The 23950-nt window shown below is 69.8% G+C and carries 21 protein-coding genes; 3 read left to right on the forward strand and 18 right to left on the reverse strand.

The annotated features are described in order from the left end of the window. Positions 1-25: 25 nt before the first annotated feature. The 10 genes from QWI33_RS06285 to QWI33_RS06330 form a co-directional block, all read right to left on the reverse strand. Entirely contained in the window at positions 26-844 is an 819-nt protein-coding gene (locus QWI33_RS06285; protein ID WP_289956001.1) for a shikimate dehydrogenase, read from the reverse strand. Next, the gene (locus QWI33_RS06290) at positions 844-2145 is read right to left on the reverse strand and encodes an endolytic transglycosylase MltG (RefSeq protein ID WP_289956002.1); all 1302 of its coding nucleotides are present in this window, start codon (positions 2143-2145) and stop codon (positions 844-846) included. Before QWI33_RS06290 ends, QWI33_RS06285 begins: the two co-directional genes overlap by 1 nt. After that, entirely contained in the window at positions 2121-2600 is a 480-nt protein-coding gene (gene ruvX / locus QWI33_RS06295; protein ID WP_289956004.1) for a Holliday junction resolvase RuvX, read from the reverse strand. Before ruvX ends, QWI33_RS06290 begins: the two co-directional genes overlap by 25 nt. Next, positions 2601-5282, reverse strand: coding sequence for an alanine--tRNA ligase (alaS, locus tag QWI33_RS06300; protein ID WP_289956005.1), 2682 nt, complete (start codon positions 5280-5282; stop codon positions 2601-2603). It lies immediately after the preceding gene. Between the two features lie 20 nt (positions 5283-5302). Continuing rightward, complete coding sequence (locus QWI33_RS06305; RefSeq protein WP_289956008.1) at positions 5303-5593, reverse strand: hypothetical protein; 291 nt, start codon at positions 5591-5593, stop codon at positions 5303-5305. A 36-nt stretch (positions 5594-5629) separates the two neighbouring features. Continuing rightward, on the reverse strand, positions 5630-6121 hold the full coding sequence (locus tag QWI33_RS06310; RefSeq protein ID WP_289956010.1) for a DUF948 domain-containing protein: 492 nt from the start codon (positions 6119-6121) through the stop codon (positions 5630-5632). 270 nt (positions 6122-6391) lie between these two features. After that, positions 6392-6946 carry a hypothetical protein gene (locus QWI33_RS06315; protein WP_289956012.1) on the reverse strand — a complete coding sequence of 185 codons (555 nt, stop codon included), beginning with the start codon at positions 6944-6946 and terminating at the stop codon, positions 6392-6394. Continuing rightward, entirely contained in the window at positions 6936-8354 is a 1419-nt protein-coding gene (locus QWI33_RS06320) for a replication-associated recombination protein A (RefSeq protein ID WP_289956014.1), read from the reverse strand. The genes QWI33_RS06315 and QWI33_RS06320 overlap by 11 nt, the downstream gene beginning before the upstream one ends. 142 nt (positions 8355-8496) lie before the next feature. Continuing rightward, on the reverse strand, positions 8497-9387 hold the full coding sequence (locus QWI33_RS06325; protein WP_289956017.1) for a hypothetical protein: 891 nt from the start codon (positions 9385-9387) through the stop codon (positions 8497-8499). A 95-nt stretch (positions 9388-9482) separates the two neighbouring features. Continuing rightward, positions 9483-11693, reverse strand: coding sequence for an immunoglobulin-like domain-containing protein (locus tag QWI33_RS06330; protein WP_289956019.1), 2211 nt, complete (start codon positions 11691-11693; stop codon positions 9483-9485). Positions 11694-11949: 256 nt separating this feature from the next. Here QWI33_RS06330 and QWI33_RS06335 point away from each other — a divergent pair, with 256 nt between their 5' ends. Further along, complete coding sequence (locus tag QWI33_RS06335; protein WP_289956022.1) at positions 11950-13020, forward strand: PQQ-dependent sugar dehydrogenase; 1071 nt, start codon at positions 11950-11952, stop codon at positions 13018-13020. Between the two features lie 104 nt (positions 13021-13124). On the opposite strand, the gene QWI33_RS06340 is transcribed toward QWI33_RS06335, so the two are convergent. The 6 genes from QWI33_RS06340 to metF form a co-directional block, all read right to left on the reverse strand. Beyond that, positions 13125-14504 (reverse strand): protein kinase domain-containing protein, encoded by a 1380-nt coding sequence (locus QWI33_RS06340; RefSeq protein WP_353895406.1) that lies wholly within the window; start codon positions 14502-14504, stop codon positions 13125-13127. 184 nt (positions 14505-14688) lie between these two features. Next, the gene (aspS, locus tag QWI33_RS06345; protein WP_289956023.1) at positions 14689-16476 is read right to left on the reverse strand and encodes an aspartate--tRNA ligase; all 1788 of its coding nucleotides are present in this window, start codon (positions 16474-16476) and stop codon (positions 14689-14691) included. 458 nt (positions 16477-16934) lie between these two features. After that, complete coding sequence (locus tag QWI33_RS06350) at positions 16935-17411, reverse strand: SAV_6107 family HEPN domain-containing protein (RefSeq protein WP_289956026.1); 477 nt, start codon at positions 17409-17411, stop codon at positions 16935-16937. Positions 17412-17741: 330 nt separating this feature from the next. Further along, on the reverse strand, positions 17742-18122 hold the full coding sequence (locus QWI33_RS06355) for a tetratricopeptide repeat protein (RefSeq protein WP_289956028.1): 381 nt from the start codon (positions 18120-18122) through the stop codon (positions 17742-17744). Between the two features lie 242 nt (positions 18123-18364). Beyond that, on the reverse strand, positions 18365-18973 hold the full coding sequence (locus tag QWI33_RS06360; protein WP_289956030.1) for a hypothetical protein: 609 nt from the start codon (positions 18971-18973) through the stop codon (positions 18365-18367). A 121-nt stretch (positions 18974-19094) separates the two neighbouring features. Then, a complete protein-coding gene (gene metF / locus QWI33_RS06365) occupies positions 19095-20000 on the reverse strand; it encodes a methylenetetrahydrofolate reductase [NAD(P)H] (protein ID WP_289956032.1) in 906 nt (301 codons plus the stop codon). Between the two features lie 96 nt (positions 20001-20096). Between metF and QWI33_RS06370 the strand changes: the two genes are divergently transcribed. Continuing rightward, the gene (locus QWI33_RS06370; RefSeq protein ID WP_289956034.1) at positions 20097-21149 is read left to right on the forward strand and encodes a polyprenyl synthetase family protein; all 1053 of its coding nucleotides are present in this window, start codon (positions 20097-20099) and stop codon (positions 21147-21149) included. A 148-nt stretch (positions 21150-21297) separates the two neighbouring features. Then, positions 21298-21984, forward strand: coding sequence for a hypothetical protein (locus tag QWI33_RS06375; RefSeq protein ID WP_289956036.1), 687 nt, complete (start codon positions 21298-21300; stop codon positions 21982-21984). A gap of 130 nt (positions 21985-22114) precedes the next feature. On the opposite strand, the gene QWI33_RS06380 is transcribed toward QWI33_RS06375, so the two are convergent. After that, positions 22115-23284, reverse strand: a complete 1170-nt coding sequence (locus QWI33_RS06380; protein ID WP_289956038.1) for a PrsW family intramembrane metalloprotease — start codon at positions 23282-23284, stop codon at positions 22115-22117. Continuing rightward, complete coding sequence (locus QWI33_RS06385) at positions 23281-23874, reverse strand: hypothetical protein (protein WP_289956039.1); 594 nt, start codon at positions 23872-23874, stop codon at positions 23281-23283. Before QWI33_RS06385 ends, QWI33_RS06380 begins: the two co-directional genes overlap by 4 nt. Positions 23875-23950: the final 76 nt, after the last annotated feature.

The following is a 23950-nucleotide window of genomic DNA, read 5'->3' on the forward strand; positions in this document are numbered from 1 at the left end:
CAGCGGTCGGAGCGGGTAGCGCGGGTCATGACGACTGCCTCGACGGTACCGCTCCGTAGAGGGCCGCGCGCATCGCCGTGACCGGCGCCTCGTCGAGGCCGGTGAACTGCGTCCACTGCCGGACCGCCTGCGCGAGCAGGAGGGCGAGGCCGTCGAGGACCTGCACGCCTTGGCGTTCGGCCTCGGCGGCGAGCGCGGTCGGCCACGGGTCGTAGAGGATGTCGAACAGGACCGCGCCGGGCTTCCACTGCAGGCGCAGGTCGTCGGTGACGCCCTTCGGGACCGTGGCGATCACGAGGTCGGCGTCGCCCACGTGCACCGCCTCCTCCCAGCTGCGGGCCTCGAGCCGGAGCCCGAGCGCCGCGGCGACCGGTTCGAGCTCGGCGATCGCCTCGCGGCGCCGGGCGTAGACCTGGACCGCGCTCGCGCCGAGCGACTGGGCCGCGGCCAGAGCGGCGCGGGCCGAGCCGCCGGCGCCGAGCACGGCGACCTCGTCGGCTTTGCGGAGTCCGACCTCGGCCAGCGCGTCCACGATCCCGGGCGCGTCGGTGTTGTCGGCGACGCGCCGCCCGCCGCGCAGGACGAGCGTGTTGGCCGCGCCGATCGCCGCGGCCACAGGCGTCGCCTCGTCGGCGACGGTCAGCGCGATCTCCTTGAGCGGCATGGTGAGCGAGAGCCCGGCCCAGGTGTCGTCGAGGGAGTCGACGAAGCGGGCGAGCGCGGGCTCGTCGCATTCGTGGCGCGTGTACGTCCAATCGGCGAGCCCGGCCGCGCTGTACCCGGCGTTGTGGATGACCGGCGAGAGGGAGTGCTCGATGGGCTTCCCGAGGACGGCGGCCCGCATCACTGGATGCCGTTCTCTTCGGCGATATCGATGTTGTCGTTGTGCTCGGCGTACGTCTCGGCGAACAGCGCACGGCCGTCGTCGAAGGCCGTGACGAAGAACAGGTAGTCGTTCGCTTCCGGGGCGACTGCGGATTCGAGCGCGGCGGCACCGGGATTGGAGATGGCGCTCGGCAGGTAGCCGGCGTGCTCGGGAGCGCTCGGGGACCAGGGGTTGTCCGGGTCGCGCATGACCGCACCCCAGTCGATCTCCTCGCCCGAGGTGATGGCCTCTTCGCCGTTGAGCAGGCGGCCGTAGTTCCAGATGGCCTCGGACTCGAAGCAGTTGCAGTTGGTCTGCTCGTGGGAGTACGGGTTGAGGTACATCTTGTTGTACATGACCTGGGCGATCTTCGGGTCGTCGCTGGCGATGCCGGATTCGGACTGGACGATCGAGGCGATCTGGAGGGCCATCCACGGCTGGATCTTGAACTCGCCGTTGGTGGGCGGGTAGAAGGTCTGGTTCTCCATGGCGCCCGGGTCGTACTCGGGGTCGGGGTCCTGGATGTCGGCGAGCTTGTCGAGGAAGCCGATCTCCTCGATGGTCTCGTTGAAGCGCTTGACCATCTCGGAGAGCATCTGCTCGGCGGTCATGGTCTCGTCGAACTCGTAGGCGGAGGGGAAGAGGAAGCCCTCCACGGATTTGACCTGCCGGTCGGAGAATCCCTCGAACCAGATCGGGTCGACGCCGAGCGCCTCCGGGTCCTGCGCGGCGGCCTCGAAGTCCTCGATCGGGACCCCGGTGTATTCGGCGAGGATCTCGTAGATCTCGAACGAGCGCTTGCCTTCGGGGACCACGACGTGGTCGAGCGTCAGGTTCGCGGGGTCGGTCATGAACTCCAGCGCGGCGGCGGCGGACATCTCCTCCTCCATCGCGTAGGAGCCCGGCTGGATGGACTGTCCTGCGTTGTTCGCGTCCTCGGAGGCGTTGAGGAAGGCCTTCGCGGAGGCCACCACTCCCTCGGCTTCGAGTTCGTCGGCGATGTCGGAGACGAACCAGCCTTCTTCGACGGTGATGACCACCTGGTTGCCGTTGCCGTCGCCGGCGTAGTCCTCGGCGACGAAGTAGTCCTTGATGACGTTGTTGTACGCCCACCAGCCGCCGACGCCGATGACGCCGAACAGGGCCACGACCAGGGTCATGGCGATCACGGACTTGCCGGAGTCCTTGCGGCGGTGGCTCCGGGGAGCATCCGCCCGCTCGTCCTCGGTCCTAAAATCGCCGAGCATCCTGTCCTCTACCTCCGCCGCTGGTCCAACCATTGCTGGAGGATCTCCACCGCCGCCGCCTGGTCGATGATGGAGCGCTTCCGGCTGCCGCGCACGCCGCCTTCATTGAGTCTGCGTGTCGCGACGGCGGTGGTCATGCGCTCATCGGTCAGGGTCACCGGAACGGGTGAGACGTGGTCGGCGAATCGCTGCACCCAGGCTCGGGTGTGTGCGGCTGCCGGCCCCTCCTCACCCGAAAGAGTAACGGGTAGGCCGACGACGATTTCGACAACCTCGTACTCGCGGGCCGTTTCGGCGATTTCCCGGATATCGCTGGGAATGTCCTCACCAGCGGTTTTGAGGTCGCGACGAACCGTCGCGACTGGAGTGGCGAGGAGTCCGTCCGGATCGCACACGGCGACGCCGATGCGCGCTTTGCCCAGATCGATGCCGAGACGGCGGCCCCGCGTCCAAGTGTTGGACGCGGGGCCGTTCGCTGAATCGCTCATTTATGCCGTGATCGCGCCGGTGACGGCCGCGAGCAGCTGCGCCGCCTGGTCGGCGGGGACGCCGCCGCCCTGGGCGACCTCGTCGTTGCCGCCGCCCTTGCCGGACAGCGCGGCCTTCACGAGGGCCTGCGCCGAGACGTGCTGCGCCTGCGCGGCCTTGTTGGCCGCGACGACGATGCTGGCCTTGCCGCCGGCGGTCGCGACGACCGCGGCGACGCCGGGCTGGTCCTCAGGCAGGTGCCCGCGGATCTGCATGGCGAGGTTGCGGACGTCGCCGCCCTTGGTGCCCTCGGGCGCCTGCACGGCCGCGACCTTGACGGCCCCGACCTGCTTCGCGGCCGCGGCGAACTCGGCGGCGCGACCGGAGACGGCCTTCGCCTGGAGGTTCGCCAGCTCGCGCTCGGCGTCCTTGGTGCGCTGCAGGATCGCGCGCACCCGCTCGAGGACGTCCCCGCGCTGAGCGCCGATCTCCTCGGCGATCTGCGTGACGAGGTCCCGTTCGCGGGCGAGGTACTTGTAGGCCTCCATGCCCGTGGCGGCCTCGACGCGGCGCTGCCCCGAGCCGACCGAGGACTCGGCGGTCAGGACGAGCGGACCGATCTGGGCCGAGCGCTCCACGTGCGTGCCGCCGCAGAGCTCGCGCGACCAGGGGCCGCCGATCTCGACGACGCGCACGGTCTCGTCGTAGGTCTCGCCGAACAGCGCGACCGCGCCGAAGTCCTTGGCCTCCGGGAGCGTCATGTACTGGACGGCGACCGGCAGGTCGTCGCGGACGGCGCGGTTGGAGACCTCTTCGATCTCACTGCGCGTCTCGTCGGAGAGCTTCGAGCGCCAGGAGAAGTCCAGGCGCAGGTAGCCGGGGCGGTTGAACGAGCCGGACTGGAGCGCGGTCGGGCCGAGCACCTCGCGCAGGGCCGCGTGGACCACGTGCGTGCCCGAGTGCGCTTGGCGCGCGCCCAGACGCCACTCCGGGTCGACCGAGGCCTCGAGCTTGTCGTCGATGACGAGCTCGCCTTCGAGGACGCGGACCTTGTGGACCACGAGCTTCTTGACCGGGCGCTGCACGTCGAGGACCTCGGCGAACAGGCTCGGGCCGACGAGCTTGCCGGCGTCGGCGTGCTGGCCGCCGGACTCGGCGTAGAACGGGGTCCGGTCGAGCACGACCTCCACGATGTCCCCGGCCTTGGCCAGCGGCACCGACTGGCCGTCCTTGAGGACGCCGATCACGCGCGACTCGGTCTCGAGGGTCTCGTAGGCCTTCCACTCGGTGGGGCCCTGCTCCTGGAGGAGCTGCCAGTACGCGGACAGGTCCGCGTGGCCGGTCTTGCGGGCCGCCGCGTCCGCCTTCGCGCGCTGCCGCTGCTCGGTCATGAGCGTGCGGAAGCCCTCCTGGTCGACCGAGAGCCCCTGCTCCTCGGCCATCTCCAGGGTCAGGTCGATCGGGAAGCCGTACGTGTCGTGCAGCTCGAACGCCTTGGAGCCCGAGAGGGTCTTGCCGCCCTCGGTCTTGGTCTCGGCCACGGCGGTGTCGAGGATCGTCGTGCCGTGCTTGAGGGTCTTGAGGAAGGCCTCCTCCTCGCCGTACGCGTAGGAGGAGATCCGCTCGAAGTCGGTCTTGAGCTCGGGGTACGCGGTGGACATGCGCTCCATGGCCACGGGCAGCAGCTCGGGCATCGCCGGCTTGTCGTAGCCGAGGAGGCGCACGGCGCGGATCGCGCGGCGCATGAGGCGGCGCAGCACGTAGCCGCGGCCCTCGTTGGAGGGCACGACGCCGTCGCCGATGAGCATCAGCGAGGAGCGCACGTGGTCGCCGATGACCCGGAAGCGGATGTCGTCCGGGTGGGACTCGGAGGCGGTGTGCGAGGTCGAGACGCCGTAGCGCTTGCCCGTCAGCTCCGAGGCCTTGTCGATGATCGGCCGGACCTGGTCGGTCTCGTACATGTTGTCGACGCCCTGGAGGAGCGCGGCCATGCGCTCCATGCCCATGCCGGTGTCGATGTTCTTCTTCGGCAGGTCGCCGGTGACCTTGTACCCCTCCTTGGCGGGGCCCTCACCGCGGATGTTCTGCATGAACACGAGGTTCCAGAACTCGAGGTAGCGGTCCTCGTCGACCTCCGGGCCGCCCTCGGGCCCGTAGTCGGGGCCGCGGTCGTAGTACAGCTCGGAGCAGGGGCCGCACGGGCCGGGGATGCCCATCGACCACATGTTGTCGGCCTGGCCGCGGCGCACGATGCGGTCGAGCGGGAGCCCGATCTGCTTGTGCCAGATGTCGATCGCCTCGTCGTCGTCGAGGTAGACCGTGGCCCAGATCTTGTCGCCGTCCAGGCCGAGGCCGCCGGACTCGAGCGAGCCGGTGGTGAGGTCCCAGGCGAAGCGGATCGCCTGCTCCTTGAAGTAGTCCCCGAAGGAGAAGTTGCCGTTCATCTGGAAGAACGTGCCGTGGCGGGAGGTCTTGCCGACCTCGTCGATGTCGGGCGTGCGGATGCACTTCTGCACCGACGTGGCGCGGTTCCAGTCCGGAGTCGCCTGGCCCAGGAAGTAGGGCACGAAGGGGACCATGCCCGCGGGCACGAACAGCAGGTTCGGGTCCTCGAAGGCGGGCAGCGGTGCGCTGGGGACCACCGTATGGCCGTTGGACTCGAAGAACTTCAGAAACCGGCGTTGGATTTCAGCGGTCTCCATGGGGCACCTCCTTCAAGGGTCTAGTACAGCCGGCCGTGTACGGCCGGGTCGTTCTCGTCCTCTTCGGCGAGCAGCGGCTGGATGTCCTCGCCGCGCTCGATCGCGTCGAAGAGTTCGGCCTCTTTGGCCTGCTTCGCCTCCGACACGTCCGCCCAGAAGGCCTTGAACGATGCCTTCATTTCAGCACCGGCACCGCCCACACGCTCGGCGACCCCGCCGGGAGTGACCGACTCCGCCGCCTTCGTGATCTTGCGGACCGCGATCACGCCGACCGCGATGCCGATGCCTACCCAGATCATCCGTTTCAACACGGCTACTCCTCAACCTGTTTTACCGCGAACGGTCTGCTACTCGCCGGCCTTCTGGCGGGCCTTCGCGGCCCGCTTCGCCTGGCGCTTGCTCTGGCGGGAGGCCTCGACCATGCGGCGCACCTGCTGCTCGTCGACGTCCTGGTTGCGCTTCTTCACGGCCGTGCGGAGGCCGAACCCGAACGCGGCGGCCTTCACCAGCGGCGATCCGACGGCCGAGACGACCAGGGCCGTGATGTTGGCGACGTTCGACGAGATGTGCGCGGCGTTCCCGGTGATCGTGCCGACCTTCTCCAGCTCGCCCTCGACCTGCGTGAGGGAGCCGTTGACGTTGTCGAGCGTCGTGTTCACGTTCCGCAGGATCGGCCCGATCTCGTGGTCCACCTTGTCGAGCGTCTTGTTGACGCGGTTGAGGGTGGCGGTGGCCTTGTTGATGAGGCGGAAGGCGAGCATCACGCACAGGAGGAAGAACCCGAGCCCCGCGAGCAGGACCCCCAGTTCCCAGACACTCCCGGTCCATCCTGCTGCCACGGTCTCCTCAGGCACGGTCTCCCCCTGTCGCCATCCGGTGGGCCCCACCGGCATTGCTGTGTGGTTGCGTGGTCCTCGCGGACCTGAACGCGCCAGCCGCGCGGTGCCTTCGGCCAGGCCGGGCTCTCGCGCAAAGAGCGGCGCGCTGTCGACCTTACCTTGCGGGACCGGACATCCGGCACAATGGGGCGGTCAGTCCACTCTCCAGTTACCGGGTGCGCCCGACTCGCGAAACCCGCAGGCCGTGCGTGGGGTCCGGTCAGCCGGTCGTCAGGCCGCGAGCCGCTCCTCAGCCAGACGCGGCAGGGCCGCCTGCGCCGCGACCACAGCCGTGACCTCGGCGCCGACGCACAGCTCGTACCGGTCCCCGCAGTCGACCGGCACGACCCACAACTCCAGGTACAGCTCGTCGCGTACGTAGCACCCCTCCTCGCCGACACCGCCCACGCACTGCTCCGGATCGGCCGGAATCCAGCCCGCGTTCAGGACCGCCTGCCAGTACTCGTTCGCCGTGTCGTCCACTGTGCCTTCGGAAGTCCAGGTGCGCATGCGGACCCGGCACTCCCCCACGCACCAGCGGCTGCCGTAGGTCTCGTCGTGCACGCTCACCGCCGCCCACCCGGGCACCGTCAACTCGTCGACCGCCCGGCGCGTCGGGTCCACGGTGAACGCCCGGCCCAGCCACAGGACCGCCGCGACCAGGAGCACCGCGAGGACCGCGATCACCGCCACGGTCATGCGCAGCCGCTCGATGCGCGCGCCCGACCGCTCCAGATCCGCCGTGAGGCGGCTCGACGCGCGCCCGGCGCGGCGGTCAGTGGCCATCGGCCGGCCTGCGCACGATCCGGCGCAGCTTCTCGAGCCGCTCGCCGATCTCGGCCTCGCGGCCGTGGCGGGTCGGCCGGTAGTAGTCGCGCCCGGCCACCACGTCCGGCGCGTACCGCTGCGGGACCACGCCGCGCGGATCGGCGTGCGGGTAGACGTACCCCTTGCCGTGGCCCAGGTTGCTCGCGCCCCCGTAGTGGGCGTCGCGCAGATCGGGCGGGACCGGGCCGATCTTCCCTTGGCGCACATCGCGCATCGCCTCGTCGATCGCGGTGATGACCGCATTCGACTTCGGCGCGGTGGCGAGGTGCGCGACCGCCTGGGCGAGGTTGATGCGGGCCTCGGGCAGGCCGATCCGCTCCACCGCGGTCGCCGCAGCGGTCGCGGTCAGCAGCGCGGTCGGGTCGGCCATCCCGATGTCCTCGGACGCGAATATGACCAGGCGGCGGGCGATGAACCGCGGGTCCTCCCCCGCGACGACCATCCGCGCGAGGTAGTGCATCGCCGCGTCGACGTCCGAGCCGCGCAGGCTCTTGATGAAGGCGCTGGCGACGTCGTAGTGGCCGTCGCCGTCCCGGTCGTAGCGGACCGCGGCCGTGTCGATGGCGGCTTCCACGATCGCGACGGTGATCTCATGCTCGGCACCCTCCGCGTCGCCTGCGGAACCGTGCATCGGCACCGTGCTGAGCGCGGCGGCCTCCAACGCGGTCAAGGCCTTCCGCGCGTCGCCGGCGGCCGTGCGCACGAGGTGGTCGCGGGCCTCCTTCTCCAAGGTGACCGCGCCGTCGAGGCCGCGCTCGTCCGCGACGGCGCGGTCGACGAGTTCACCGATGTCGGTGGCGTCCAGCTCCCTGAGGGTGAGGAGCACGCAGCGGCTCACGAGCGGGGCGACCACCGAGAAGTAGGGGTTCTCGGTGGTGGCGGCCAAGAGCGTGATGGTGCGGTCCTCGACCGCGCCGAGCAGGGAGTCCTGCTGGGTCTTCGTGAAGCGGTGCACCTCGTCGATGAAGAGGATCGTCTGCGGGCCGCCGGTGCGGCGGATGCGGCGGGCCTCGTCGATCGCGGCGCGCACGTCCTTCACCCCGGAGTTCAGGGCGGACATCGCGCGGAAGCGCCGGTCCCCGGACTGGGCGACGAGGTGCGCGATCGTGGTCTTGCCGGAGCCGGGCGGGCCCCACAGGATCACCGACAGCGGCTGGCGGCCCTCCACGACCTGTCGCAGCGGCGAACCGGCGCCGAGGAGGTGGTCCTGGCCCACGAGCTCGTCGAGCGTGCGCGGACGCATCCGCACCGCCAGCGGCTCGTCTCCCGAAGCCGAACCGGTGCCCAGAATGCCGCTGCCGGCGGCAGAGCCCTGCGGCTCAGGCCCCGTCGAACCGGGGGCGTCGAACAAACCTGGAGCGTCCATATCGCCATCAGCGTAAGGCATGAGCATGAGCGCTCCGCAGATCCGCGGCCGAACCGGGAGATTCATCGCGTACCGCCCCGGCGCCGGAACGCGAAAGGGCCGCCGCGCAGCAGCTGCGCGGCGGCCCTACTCGGTGCGGGAGTTACATGCCGCCGCCGAGCGCGGCGGTGAACTCCTCGAAGTCGTGCAGGTTCGTCGACTCGGGGGCCTTGATGTCGTAGGACCCGCCGATCTCCACGATCTCGCTGGTCATCTCCATGGTCATGCCCTCGATCTCGGGCATCGACATGGTCATCGTCTTGAGCAGGCCCTGGTCGTCGAGGGTCACGGTCACCTGGGTGCCGTCGACCATCGCGGCCGCGTCGGCGCCGCCCATCGCGGAACCGGACAGGGCCGACATCGCCTCGGAGTCACCGCTGAGCGTGCCGGTGTAGACGCCGTCGCCGGTCTCCTCGACGTCGGCGAGCTCGGTCAGGATGAGCTCGGTCTGCTGCGCCAGGTCCATGCCGCCGTACTGGGCGTAGGCCTGGGCCATCGCCTCGTCCGAGGTGAGGTCCATGGTGAACCAGGCGTCCTCGCCGTAGCTCTCGGCCATGGCGTCGAACATGCCGCCGGTGAACTGCATGTACATGACCTTGTCGAAGACGACGGTCTCGGTGTGCATGTCGTCGAGCATGCCGCCCATCATCGCCTCTTCCTCGGCGGTCATGGTCTCACCCGAGGCCTCCATCATGGCGCTCATGAAGATGTCGGCGCTGGCCTTGGAGTTCTCGCCTTCGTAGGCGCCGGTCATGGCCATGAACTCGGTGCCGTCGATGGTCATCGAGGCGTCCATCTGGTACGAGGAGGCGCTCAGGTTCTCGACGGAGGCGAGGATGGCGTCCTGGGGGCTGAGCGCGGCGACCGCGCCCTCCTCGGGGGCCTCGGAGGTTTCGGAGGCGGGCTTCTCCTCGGCGCCGCAGGCGGACAGGCCGAGCGCGAGGGCGGGCACGGCGAGGGCGCCGAGCAGACGGGTGGCGGTACGGGAAGACATGGGTGCTCCTGGTTTTCGGGGAGGTCGGTTCCGCTGCCGAGCATAAGGGACGGCCTCCACACCCGGGGTGCGGAGGCCGCCTCATGACCGGATCGTTACCAGGCCTTTTGCAGTCGTTCGTACTCGGCGGCAGTGATCGGCAGCACGGTGCCGTGGCGAGGACTCGACGGCAGGTCGTACGCCGCCACGGGCGTCCACTCGCCCGAGGCGAGGTCGGTGGTCTCGAACGGCACGTAGCCGCGGCCGCCGAACTCGTCGATGAAGAGGTACCACTTCTCCTCGGTGTTCGACTTGAAGACCAGCGGGCCCTCGCCGGCGCCGATGGCGCCCGAGCCGATGCAGTCGGCGAGGAACTGCCATTCGGCATCGGCGGCAAGTGAAGTGGCGGTCTCGGCGAGGATGAACTTGCCGCACGGCGTCGAGGCGGAGTTCGAGCGCTCGTCCTTCGTGAAGCGGTAGTACACGCCGTCGGACTCGATCATGGTCGAGTCGATCGTCGAGTAGCCCTGGTCGACCCAGACCTGCGCCTCCGAGAAGTTGACGAAGTCGCGGGTCGTCGCGTACATCATGCGGTGGTAGAAGCCCTCGGAGTGGTCCGCGGTCGCGAACAGCGGCGAGGCCCAGTAGACGACGTAGGCCTGCTGCTCGGCGTCCCAGTAGGCCTCGGGAGCCCATGTGGCGCCGGCGTTCTCGGGCGAGACCTCGACGAGGCGGCCCTCGGACCAGTTCACCAGGTCGTCGGATTCCCAGACCATGATGGACAGGCTGCCGTGGCGCTGGGCCCGGTTCCAGTCGCCGTTGCCGTTGATCTTGAGGTCGGTGGCGATGAGGAAGAACCGGTCGCCTTCGGGCGAGCGGATGAGGAACGGGTCGCGCACGCCCTGCTCGCCCTGGTCGGAGGTGAGGATCGGCTGGGCGTCATTGAGTTCCGTGAAGCTCAGCGGGTCGTTGCCGTCGCTCAGCGCGCCGTAGACCTGCTCGCCGGTGGGCGTGCCCTCGCCGGTGAAGTAGGTGAAGAAGTAGCCGGTGTAGTCGGCCTCGGCCGGGAGCGGCGGCACCGTCGCGGTGAAGTGCAGCTTCTCCTTCTCGCCGCCGCGCTGGACGGTGGCGGTGAGCTTGACCTTGCGGGTCTTGCCGCCGGGCTCGTCGCGGTTGACGATGCCGTCAGCGGCGATCACGTTCGGGTGGTTGGACTTCCACGTGATCTGGGAGCCGTTGGCGCCCGTGGTGGGCAGGTCGATCGCCGAGCGCACGTCGTCGAGGTTCGGGATCGCGAGGGCGGCGGCGTCGAGGGCGACCGCCTCCTCGTCGTCGTATTCGGCGAGCACGGTCGCCGTGAAGTCGCGTTGCTCTTGCACGGTCCCGAGGTTAACGGTTGCCGTGAGGGTGACCGTCGCGTCGTCGGCGTCCATGGCCGGGCGGGTGACCGTGCCGTCGGTGCCGATGACCTCGGGTTCGCTTGAGGCCCAGGTGATCTGGGAGCCGTTCGCGCCCCGGGTCGGGAGGTCGAGGTCGGCGGTGACGGCGCTCGTGTCGCCGAGGTCGAGCGCGGCGGCGTCCTCGGCGGCCTTCTCGGCGCCGATGCGGGCGGCCTGCTCGCCGATCTCGGACGGGGCGAGGGCCCCGTCGTAGATCCGGAAGTCCGCGAACCTGCCGTGGAGGTACCGGTCGCCGCGGTAGAGCGAGCGGCCGAGGTAGTTGGCGGCGGTCGAACCGGCGCCGATGTCGCCGGGGGCGATGGTGACGTCCTCGTTGCGGTCCACCTCCTGGCCGTTCAGGTAGAGGACGGCCGCGCCGCCCTCGAGGGTGTAGGCGAGGTGGTTCCAGGTGCCGCGCGCGAGGTTCTGGCCGGTCGAGGTGTTCTGCTCGCAGGTCCAGTGGCAGGTGGAGATGGAGGTCTTGTAGCCGTTGCCGGTGGTGAAGAGGTAGCCGTCGCCCCAATCGCCGCTCGAGTTGCCGAGGCCGTAGATGAAGTACGCGCCGGACTGGTCGGGCTCGATGTAGACCTCGGCGGTGACGGTGACCGCGTCGAGGCCGGCGAGGAGGTCGTCGGGCATGTCGACGTAGTCGTCCACGCCGTCGAGTCCCAGGCCGCCTCCCGCGCCGGACCCGTCGTCGAGCCAGGTCCCTCCCACGAGGGTGCCGTCATGGCCGTTGCCGGAGGCGTCGGCGACGACGGTGCCGCCCGCTTCGTCGAACTGGTACCAGAGCAGGGGGCCGTCGGCCGGGGCGGCGACCGCCGCGGCGGCGGGAACCGTCACCGCCGCAATCGCGACGACGGCTCCGATGAATCGCTTAGACGTCACTGTCCAACCTTCTTCACTCGATCGATCATGCAGGCCGGAGGCCGAGTGATCGGTAACCGGCAGGGGTTGCGGCCAGCTTATTCCAACCATCTACATAAGTGAACATGCGAATGTCACGATTCTCGATCGATTCCGGTGGAGCGCTCCGCCTGGACATCCGCCCGAACGGTGCTTACGATGGCAATTCAATTGATATTCGTCTATATCATGATTTCTTCGCTTTCTTACCCGGCACCAAGAGAGACAAGGAGCAGCCATGCGACGCAAGTTGACCGCCGTCGGCGCGATGATCGTCGGCACGGCCCTGGCCCTGGGGACGGCCAGCGCATCCGCAGAGGAAGGGCCCGGCGCCGGGCCCGCGCAGACCCCGGAGTTCGACTTCCGCACCGGCGACACGGTCGCCACCGGACTCACGATCCCCTGGGGGCTCGCGTTCCTCCCGGACGACTCCGTGCTCGTCGCCGAGCGCAACTCGGGCGACGTACTGCGGATCGGCATCGACGCCGACCCGGTGGTCCTCGGAAACCTCGAGGTCGTGTCCGGCGCGGGCCGGTTCGACGAGCGCGGGCTCCTGGGCCTGGCGGTCTCGCCCACGTTCACCACCGACGGGTGGGTGTACGCGTACGTGTCGACCCAGGAGGACAACCGGGTCGTCCGCTTCCACCTCGACACCTTCGACCCCGAACCCGTGCTCACCGGGATTCCCTCGGCGCTCAACCACAACGGCGGGCGCCTCGCGTTCGGGCCTGACGACAAGCTGTACATCACCACCGGCGACGCGAACGACACCGCGAACGCGCAGGACCTCGAGAGCCTCGGCGGGAAGATCCTGCGCGTCAACGCCGACGGGACCGTTCCCGAGGACAACCCGATCGAAGGCTCGCCGGTCTACACCTACGGGCACCGGAACGTGCAGGGCCTCTCGTGGGGACCGGACGGCGCGATGTACGCGACGGAGTTCGGCCAGAACACCTGGGACGAGCTCAACCACATCGAACCAGGGGCGAACTACGGCTGGCCCGAGGTCGAGGGGACGGGCGGCGACCCGGCGTTCGTCGACCCGCTGGTCACGTGGAGCACCGCGGAGGCCTCGCCCTCAGGAGGCGAGGTCGCCGGCGACACCATGTACATCGGAGCGCTGCGCGGCCAGCGCTTGTGGACGGTCCCCGTCGCAGGCGGCGAGGCGGGCGAGCCGGTCGCGGTGCTGGAAGGCGTGCTCGGTCGTGTCCGCACGGTCGAACTGGGTCCGGACGGCTGGCTGTGGGTGACCACTTCGAACGGCGACGGCCTGGACAAGGTGGTGCGGTACCGGCCGATCGGCGGTTAGGGCCGCTTTCGCTCAGCGGACATCGGCATACGTCGGGGTTCGCTGAGCGCAACTCGGAATGCGGAGCGGCCCGCGGCTTGATGCCGCGGGCCGTGTCGTCGCTTTCAGTTGCCTTGTTCCCCACCGCCGCCAGCGGCTTCGGTGGGCGTATCGCTCGGTTCGGGATCGGGCTCAGCGGAAGTCGTCGGGTCCGTGGGTTCCGGAGACTCAGGACTCGGCGATTCGCTCTGAGTTTCAGATGCGGTCTCCGAAGGCGTCTCGCTGGGTGACTCCGAGGTCTCTTCATCGTCGGACGGCTGCCAGTTGTCGTCGTCATCGTCGTCGTCGGAGGTGGTCTCGGCTTCGGAGGTCGGCGCCTCTTCGCTGGTCTCCGCACTCGACGACGTCTCGGAGGGTTCTTTGATCTCGGCGTCGCGGCCGTTGGTGTAGTCCCACCAGATGATCAGTCCGATGATGACCAGCACTGCGACCACGGCGGCGGTGATGAGCCAAGGCGTGGCGCTGCTCTTCTCCTCTTCCTGCGCCATCGCGCCGGTGGGCTGTTCGGCGGTGTTGGCGCCGACGCCGGCGCCGAGGAGCGCAGTCTGATCGGAGCCGAGGTACTGGGTCTGCTGGCCGTCGGGCGGGGTCGCGGGCGAGACGGGGATGCCGCCGGTGACGACGCGGCCTTCGCGGGCGGAGCGGGCCATCTCGGCGGCGGAGGTGTAGCGGGCGCGCGGGTCCTTCTGGAGGGACTGGAGCACGACCTGGGCGATGCCGGCGGGGATGTCGCGGGAGAGCGGCGGCGGGGCCTGGGTCATGTGGCCGTTCATGACCGCGACGGGCGTGTCGGAGACGAACGGCGGGCGGCCCATCAGGGCCTCGTAGGCGACGATGCCGAGCGAGTAGAGGTCGCTGGCGCCGGTCAGCTCCGCGCCGTTGAGCTGCTCGGGCGAGGCGTAGGCGAGGGTGCCCATGACGGTGCCGGTCTCGGTGAGGCCGGAGGCGCCGCGGGCGGCGGAGATGCCGAAGTCGACGATCTTGGTCGCGCCGGTCGCTTCGTCCACAAGGAGGTTGGCGGGCTTGATGTCGCGGTGGATGATGTCGTTGCGGTGGGCGGTTTCCAACGCGTCGGCGGCGGTCGCGACGATCTTCATGACTTCGTCGGGAGGCAGTGTGCCGCGGTCGCGCAGGATCTCGGAGAGCGAGCGGCCGCGCACGAGCTCCATGATCAGATAGGACACCAGGCCGTCGTCGTCGGTGGTCTCCTCGCCGTAGTCGTACAGTCCGACGATGCCGGGCGACTGGAGGGCCGCGACGGCCCTGGCTTCGAGCTGGAAGCGGGTGCGGAACTTGTCGTTGCCGGACAGTCCTGCGTGGAGTATCTTGATGGCTACTTCACGTTGCAGCCGGGTGTCGGTCCCTTTCCAGACCTCGCCCATGCCACCAGCGGCGATCCGCTCATCCAATCGATAGCGACCCGCCACCAAGGTCCCGCTCTGCACGTCGAACCCGCTCCTCTTACTCCTGCATCGGCCGGATGTTACATATAGCAGCCGTCAGCGGACCGCGGCCGCCGCCTTCACGGACTCCTGCCAGTCGGAATTGGCTGAGGGGCAACCGGGCACGCATCGAACGAAGACGGCGGCCCGGGCCGAGGCCCGGGCCGCCCACTACGACATCGTAGGGCTAACCGGCAACCGCTTCGGTACCCGCTTCCTCTTCCGGTACGAAGTCGATACCGGCTTCGGCGCGCTGCTCGGGCGTGATCGTGGTGGGAGCCGAGGTCAGCGGGTCCATGCCGCCGCCCGACTTGGGGAACGCGATCACGTCTCGGATCGAGTCGGACTTGGCGAGGATGCCGCAGACGCGGTCCCAGCCGAGCGCGATGCCGCCGTGCGGCGGGGTGCCGTACTTCAACCCCTCGAGGAGGAAGCCGAACTGCTCCTTGGCTTCTTCATGGGAGAGGCCGAGCAGGTCGAAGACGCGGCTCTGGAGTTTGGCGTCGTGGATACGGATCGAACCGCCGCCGAGCTCGTTGCCGTTGCAGACGATGTCGTACGCGTAGGTGAGCGCGTTCGCCGGGTCGGTCTCGAACTTGTCGACCCACTCCGGGTTCGGCGAGGTGAACGGGTGGTGGACCGCGGTCCAGCCGCCGTTCTCGGTGGGCTCGAACATCGGCGCGTCGACGACCCAGCAGAACGCCCAGGCGTCGGGGTCGATGAGGCCCACGCGTTTGCCGACCTCGAGGCGGGCCGCGCCGAGCAGCTCCTGGGTCTCGCGGCGGTCGGTGGCGGCGGCGAAGAACACGGCGTCGCCGGCCTTGGCGCCGACGGCGTCGGCGAGCCCGGCCAGGTGTTCCTCGGAGAGGTTCTTGGCGACGGGGCCCTTCGGCTCGCCGGTCTCGGCGTTGAAGGTGATGTAGGCGAGGCCCTTGGCGCCGCGCGCCTTGGCCCAGTCCTGCCAGCCGTCGAGCTCCTTGCGGGTCTGCGAGGCGCCGCCGGGCATGACGACCGCGCCGACGTACCCGCCGGCGTCGATCGCGCCGGCGAAGACGCGGAACTCGGTCCCGCGCAGGTAGTCGGTGAGCTCCACCAGCTCCTGGCCGAAGCGCAGGTCGGGCTTGTCGGAGCCGTAGCGGTCCATGGCGTCGCGCCAGGTCATGCGCGGGATCGGCAGCTGGATCTCGTGGTCGGCGAGTTCGGACCAGAGGGCCTTGACGACGCGCTCGCCCAGGTCGATGATGTCGTCCTGGTCGACGAAGGAGGCCTCGATGTCGAGCTGGGTGAACTCGGGCTGGCGGTCGGCGCGGAAGTCCTCGTCGCGGTAGCAGCGGGCGATCTGGAAGTACTTCTCGAAGCCGCCGACCATGAGGAGCTGCTTGAACAGCTGCGGGGACTGCGGGAGGGCGTACCAGGTGCCGGGCTGCAGGCGCACGGGGACGAGGAAGTCGCGGGCGCCCTCGGGGGTGGAGCGGGTCAGCGTCGGGGTCTCGATCTCGACGTAGCCGTCCTCGACCAGGAGGTTGCGCGCGATGTGGTTCGCCTTGGAGCGCAGGCGGATCGCGTTGTTGGGGCCGGTGCGGCGCAGGTCCAGGTAGCGGTGGCGCAGCCGGATGTCCTCGGAGACGTCCACGTGGTCGTCGATCTGGAACGGCAGCGGCGCGGCCTCGGAGAGGACCACGAGGTCGTTCGCGGTGATCTCGATCTGGCCGGTGGGCAGGTCGGGGTTCTCGTTGCCTTCGGGGCGGCGCGCGACGGTGCCGGTGATGGAGACGCAGTACTCGTTGCGCAGCTTCTGGGCGGACTCGGCGGCCGCCGAGTCGCGGAAGACGACCTGGACGACGCCCGAGGCGTCCCGCAGGTCCACGAACTCCACCCCGCCGTGATCGCGGCGACGCGCCACCCATCCGGCGAGGGTGACTTGCTGGTCGACGTCAGCGGCACTCAGCGTGCCGGCGAGGTGTGTCCGATACACGGGTTCAAAACTCCTCGAAGGAAACGGTTGGTCGATTGACCGGCGGAGCCGGTTCGCGGCCCGCAGGTCTCGCCCGGAGTGCCGCGCCGAGGCCCGCTTCGCGGGCCGGGGCCAATGGCATTCTCTCGGGAACCAGGTGCCGGCAGCAATCGTATAACCGCCCGTGCCGCAGCGAGTCGGCCGTGCCGTCCGCCACGGCGGACGTCACGCAGGTCACGCCGCAGCGTCTTCGAGGTGCACTGCGCGGAGCGATGCGCGGGCGCGGCCTGCTCGGCGTGTGAGCGCGCTATGGCGACTCGGCTTCATCGCGCAAGCGCGCCGCGTCGCTGGTTTCAGGGCGCAAGCGCTGCATCGCACCTACTTCGGCGCGCGAGCGCGCTACTGCGCTCCTGCTTTAACGCGCAAGCGCACTACTCAGCGTCTACTTCATCGCGCAAGCACGCTACTCAGCTTCTACTTCAGCGCGCGAGCGCACTGAAGCCGAGGAGCCTCACCACCACGTCGAGGAAGCGGCGGGCGTCGGCGACGATCGCGTCGGCCTCTTCCGGGGTGACGATGTCGGGGATGCCGGCCTGCGCGAGGACCCGCTTGCGGGCGGTGCGGGCGAAGTGCGCGGCCCACTCCTCCAGCTCCGGGGCCACGCCCCGCAGCAGCTCCCAGGTGCTCGACGGACGGCCGGGCCGCCGCCTGCCCGTGGCGTCGCCCGCCCGCACGGCGAGCACGGCCACGGCCACCCTGAGGGCGGCCAGGTGGGCTTCGGCGTAGCGCTCGCCGGGGCGGGTGCGCTCCGCCGCGTCGTCGAGATCGACGCGCGCGGTGGCGAGGAGTTGGAGCGGGGAGCGGTTGGGGAGCTGGTCCGCGGGAATGCGCAGGCGCGAGTTCTGCACGGTGCCCGCTTGCACCAGTCGGGGACCGTTCGCGCCGCGGGTTCCCACGGGTGAGCCCCCTCTGGGGACGGAAGGTCGTCCAGAGTTCATGCGAGATGTGTTCAGTCGAGAAGCTGCCATGACGTGGGCCTCCTTAACCTTGTTCGAACTTGCGTTCGAGAAACATGGAACCACATGGGTCCGACATTTCCAACCCCCATCGTCGCCCGAAATCAGCAAATGGCTACGGAGTGTCGCCCATCCGACAGCATTGTCATTGCACGGCAACAGAAAAGGGGCCGTGAACCATTGGGCTCACGACCCCTGATGTTCGCCTGAGGCACACCGGGTGTTCGAAAGAACGCGGGCGCCTGCGCTTCGCGGCCCGCGCTCGTCGGGCTACTCGGCGATCTCGTTGACCATGCGGAGGTGGCCGCGGGCCTCCTCGGCGCGGCCCAGCCGCTGGAGCGTGCGGCCGAGGAGCAGGCGGGCGTAGAAGTCCGCCGGGTTGGCCTCGACCATCTTCTCGGTGAGCTCGAGCGCCTTGTTCAGCTGCGCCGACTTGAAGTAGGCGCGCGCGGCGACGAGCATGACGTCCGGGTGGTCCGGGTGGTCGCGCAGCAGCGGCGCGAGGAACTGCAGGGCCCCGAGCGGGTCCTTGAGGGCGAGCATCTCCTCGGCGTCGCGCAGACGCCGAGTCTCCTCGGGGATCTGGCGCGGCCTCGAGTCGGAGTCGATGAAGGCGGCGATCTGGTCGTCGGTGATGTTCTCGTAGCGCATTTCGTGGACAACGCAAGTCCGGCTCGGATCATTCCCGGCCCCAACAAGCGCCGCATTTCCGGCGCCGACCTGCAAAACGGGCATCACAGGGCCTCCGATATCAAGGGTGACACCGGGGTACGACACCGGCGCGGCCGGAACCTCCGGTGCGCGCTATACCCGGCCGCGGCGGCTACGCCACCTCGCCATCGCGCGGACGACACTCCCCGCGCTTTGCCCGCGCCGGACGCGGAGAGCGCGCCTCAGTCGTGCCGCAGTGCCGTCGAGACCACGATGACCAGTTGGAGCAGTCCCAGTGCCGCCAGCAGCATCCAGGCCGTCACCGCGATCGTGATCGCGCCGCCGATCCACTGCTCGTACTGCCCGCCGCCCGCGACGGCGATCACGCCCGCCGCGCCGAAGCCGATGGCGACCACGAGTTCGCGGACCGACCGCTCCCCCATCGTCGTCATGCCGAGGTCGCGCAGGCCCACCTGCCGCGACCGGTTGCGGGTGAGCACGTACATCCAGCACAGCGCGCCCGTGACCGTGACGGCCCAGCCGGGCGCGCCGAGGAGCCACAGCGCGATGAGCCATGCCCCCTCCGAGAGGCGCGCAGCGAGCGGTTCGAACACCAGTACGCGCCTGGAGAGGCTCGTCGAGCGGGCCGCCAGGAGCGCGTAGGAGGAGTCGGCCAGCGCGGTGATCGCGATGAGCGGCAGGGAGACCAGGATGACCGGTCCGCCGAGGAGGATGCAGAAGGGGATGAGGAGGCTGGCGACGAGGCCGACGCCGACCACGGCGCCGGGCTGGAACCGGGTGGAGAGGATGACCCTGCCCACAAGGGAGTCGGCGGGCACACGCGTACGCATGGGTGTTGTTGTAGCAGACGGCACCAACCGCGCATTCGCAGCATCGAACATAGAAGAGGACTCTACGTGTTCGTTCGGTGACCGCAATCCCTTGATCGGGTAGCCGACACTCGCCCCACCGCTACGGGCGGAGGTTCTGCCAGACGCGACGGGTGGAGCGGGAGTGGTTCAAGGTGGTGAAGTGCAGTCCGGGGGCGCCTTCGGCGAGGAGCCGGGAGCCCATGTCGGTGGCGACTTCGACGCCGATGTCGCGGATGGCGTCCCGGTCGTCCTCGACCGCGCGCAGGCGCGCGGCGAGCGCTTCGGGGAAGACCATGCCGGTGAGGACCGCGAACCGCTCGATCTGCCTGATGTTGGTGACGGGCATGATGCCCGGCACGATCGGGATGTCGCAGCCGGCGGCGGCGACGGCGTCGCGCAGGCGCAGGTAGTCGTCGACGTCGTAGAAGATCTGGGTGATCGCGAAGTCGGCGCCGGCGCGGCACTTCTCGACGAAGTGGCGCACGCCGGTGTCCCAGTCGGCGTCGCGAGGGTGGCCTTCGGGGAAGGCGGCGACGCCCACGCTGAAGTCGCCGGACTCCTTGATGAGTTCGACGAGTTCGCGGGCGTGGAGGACGCCGTCGGGGTGCTTGACCCAGTCGGCACGCGGGTCGCCCGGCGGGTCGCCGCGCACGGCGAGGATGTTGCGCACGCCGACGTTGGCGAAGTGGCCGATGAGGTTGCGCAGCTCGGCGATGGAGTGGTTCACGGCCGTGCAGTGGGCCATGGTGAGCAGGGTGGTCTCGGAGTTGATCCGCTCGGTGGTCTCGACGGTCTTCTGCCGGGTCGAGCCGCCCGCGCCGTAGGTGACGGAGACGTAGTCGGCGTTCTGGCCTTCGAGGGCGCGGATGGTGCGCCACAGGACGGTGTCGGCGGCCTCGTCGCGGGGCGGGAACATCTCGAACGAGAACTTCGGGAGCCCTGAGCGCAGCAGATCGCCGATCTTGGCGGTCTTCTGCGGCATCACGCTGGGCACTCCGAGAGTCATGCCTGCAAATGTAACGGCATGGGCACACGTGTGCTGACCTGCACTGGCGACCACCCAATAGTTGGGATGGAACGGTGTGAGCCTAGGGTTCGATCCGTGGAGCTCAACGACCGCATCGACGCCGCCCTGACCGTCTTCCTGGACCGGCAGGCCGCCGTGATCTGCGGGATCGATCCAAGTCTCTCGGCGTATGCGGACGCGGTGCGCGACTTCGTGCTGCGCGGCGGCAAGCGCCTGCGGCCGGCGTTCGCGTACTGGGGCGCGCGGGGCGCGGGGCTCGAGGACTCGGATGAGCTGGTGGCGTGCGTGGCCTCGCTGGAACTGCTGCAGGCGTCGGCGCTGATGCACGACGACCTCATCGACGGCTCGGACACGCGGCGCGGGATGCCTTCGATCCACCGGCGGTTCGCGGCGCTGCACGAGAGCGAGGGCTGGTCGGGCCGGCCCGGCGGGTTCGGGGCGGCGGCGGCGATCCTGCTCGGGGACCTGTGCCTGGCGTGGTCGGACGAGCTGTTCTGCTCGGCGGGGATGCCGTTCGCCCTGGTGGCCGCCGCGCGGCACGACTTCGACCTGATGCGCACCGAGGTGAGCGCGGGGCAGTACCTCGACGTCCTGTCGGAGGTGCGCCGGGACGTCTCGGAGTCGACGGCGGCGAAGGTGGCGCGGTACAAGTCCGCGAAGTACACGATCGAGCGGCCGATGCTGATCGGGGCGTCGCTGGCGGGGGCGCCGGAGCGGGTCCGGGAGCACTACTCGGCGATCGGGCTGCCGCTGGGCGAGGCGTTCCAGCTGCGCGACGACGTGCTCGGGGTGTTCGGCGACCCGGCGCAGACGGGCAAGCCGGCCGGTGACGACCTGCGGGAGGGCAAGCACACGTTCCTCATCGCGCGGGCCTCGGCGGCTGCCGATGCGGCGCAGCGGGCGGCGTTGGACGCGGGGCTCGGCGACCCGGAGCTCGACGAGGCCGGAGTGCAGCGGCTGCGGGCGGTCCTGATGGACACCGGGGCACTGGCCGACACGGAGGAGCGCATCGCGTCGCTCGCGGCGGAAGCCGAAGCGGCACTGGAGGACTCGCGTGCCGATGTCGACCCGGCCGCGTTGCAGGTCTTCGCCGGACTGCTGGTCAAGGCCGTGAAGCGGGACTTCTAAGAATTCTCCACATTGGAATTAGGGCGTTCGGCTCGCATCGGTTCACCCGAATGGGCCGATTGACACCCGCACGGGTGACCCAACGGTTACCACCCGTCGCCTCGCTCGTTGATACGAGTGAAGGACATGAAACGGACGGTGGGACACAGTGGGACTCTTCGGCGCCATCGGGCGCGAGACCAGGGGCGCAATCCGTTCCCTCGGTTACGATCTGCGCCAGTCGCGGCGCTTCCGGCGGGCCGGTGCGATCGCGGTGGTGGCGGTCGCGGGCGGCATGATCGCGACCGGGGCGCTGCTCCGCGAGCCGGTGCCGGGCCTCCAGGGCCTGGCCGACGAGGGCTCGGACATCACCGAGGGCTGGTTCGGCCTGGGTGCGGACACGACCGGTCAGGACGCGGAGGCCTCCGAGGAGGAGGCGTCGCAGTCGCCTACGGCCGCAGGCGAAGCCGGCGATCGGGAAGCGTCGGACCCCACGTCGTCGAGTGAGGCGCGGAGCAGGAGCACGGGCGAGGCGCCCGGGCTGGTGCCGGTCGGCGGCGAGACCTCGGACCCGGTCGAGGAGGGCAGCGAGACGGCGACGCCCACGCAGGAGCCGACGGAGGAACCGACCGAGGAGCCGACCACGGACGCGCCGACCGAGACGCCCACCGAGGAGCCCACCACGGACGCGCCGACGACGGAGGAGCCGACGCCGAGCGCTTCGGTGCCGACGACCGACATGCCGACGTCGTCCCCGACCGCGGACCCGGGCGCCGAGCCGACCACCGAGTCGAGCGCCGATCTGGCCCCGCGCGGCTCCGTCGCGCCGATCCCCCGCAAGAGCCGTATCGGCTGAGGCGCCGCCGGCGAACGCCGCCCAGCGCACGGTCGGGCGCGACCGTGTCGAGGATCATGGCTGCGATTGGCAAGGTATCTCCTTGCGGCCCTTGGGTTTGAGGCGCTCCGCTGGACGGCTGCGGCTGCGGCTACGCTTTCGCTTCGGCGAGCTCAGCCCTGATCGCGGCGATGTTGCGCTTCACGGCGGCCACGTCGGGCCCGTCCTCGACCGCCTCACCGCGCCGCTGGTCGCGGGCGACGAGCGTCGCCAGGTTCACCAGCTCCCGATGCAGCTGCCCCATGAGGTGCGAGGCCTCCTTGCCCCACTGCCGGTGCGCGTGCTTCCGGGCCTTGCGCCTGCTGCGCAGCGACCGCATCTCGGTGAGGTCGTCGGCCGTGATGATCCCTTCGTCCTGATCGGACATCGTGGTCACGAACCAGTGCCATTCCGCGCGGGCCGCGAAATGGTAGAGCACGAAGAACAGTCCGAGGATGATCAGGCCCTTGCCGTAGCTCAGCGGGATCCCCAGCGCCGGCGGCATGCTCGAGGGCAGCGGCATGTTCCACAGGCCGTGCATCCCCAGGGCCAGCGCGTACAGGCCGACGGCGACGCCGAGGCGGGTGCTGAGGCGGCGCCGGGTCTGGGTCACGAAGAACGCGATGCCGAGCCCGGCCGCGCCGGTGTACAGCGGGTGGGACCAGGGCCCGGCGACCAGGACCCGCGTGAACGTGACCGTGAGCGCCCCGGTGAGGTCGGAGTTCGGGTTCATGACCGCGTACTTGATGGCGTACGTGAGGTTCTCCACGACCTGGAAGCCCAGGCCCACGAGCGCGCCGTAGATGAGGCCGTCGATGGAGCGGTCGAAGTGCTCGCGCACGATGAGGACGAGCATGACCACGCCCATGGCCTTGAGCCACTCCTCGTTGAGGGGGCCGACGATGGGCGGGCCCCAGGTGCGGGCCCACTGGGCGTCGGTGAACTCGGCGAGGACGACGAGCGCGGCGTCGTTGGCGAACATGGCGAACGCGACGGCCGCCAGGCCGCCCCAGCACATGGCGGCGGCCCGCACGGTGGGCGGTTCGCGCTCGAAGAGGTCGAGGCGGGCGAGGATGTCGAGGAAGAAGAACGCGAGCACGGCGTTCACGCCGATGGAGGCCCACAGGGCGGTCGCGATGTCGCCGTAGGCGGGCGAGAGGACGCGGCCGAGTTCGAGCAGGCCGTAGACGAGGCAGGCGACGAAGAGCCAGTAGGCGGGGCGCCTGATGCGGACGAACGCGCCCTGGCTCTCGACGACGACGCGTTCGGTCCGGACGTTCACTCGCCCTCCAGCCGGAACGCGTCGATGAACGGGTCGGGGTCGACGGTGGCGCTGCCGGGGTCGTCGCCGGGGGCGATGAGGATGAGGATCGCGGCCGCGCCGCCGTCCTTGCCGACGACGGTGATCGACCCGGCGGTGTCGAGGCCGACGATGTCGGCGCGGTAGCCCGAGAGGCCCGATGCGGCGTTCGTGTAGGGCTGCTCGTTGTTGTAGGCGTAGCCGCGTTCGGCGGTGATCGGGTCGGCGCGGCGCACCAGGAGCTTCTCGAGGCTCTCGACGTGGGTGTCGACCTCGACGGCGGCGGTCAGGGCGCCGTGGCGGAAGTTCTGGCGCTGGTCGGCCATGTGGATGCCCGGGGAGGTCCAGCCCTCGCCGGGGAGCTTGAACTCGAGGCTGGCTCCGGAGACGGGGTAGGACTGGAGGTAGAGGGTCTCGCCGGACTCGATCTCCAGCACGGAGTCGCCGAGGGCGCGTTCGATGCCGATCCAGAACGCCAGCGGCAGTGCGATGGCCAGTGCCGCGACCACGGCCTGCCACAGGCGGCCGCGTTCGACCCCGAACCGGTTCAAGTGGATGGTGACGTCGCCCAAAGTCCCCTCCCCGAGCCTTGACACGCGTGGATATCAAGGTACGGGAAGGGGACCGGGATTGGTCCCGGATTCCAGC

It is taken from the genome of Glycomyces tritici (assembly GCF_030403505.1).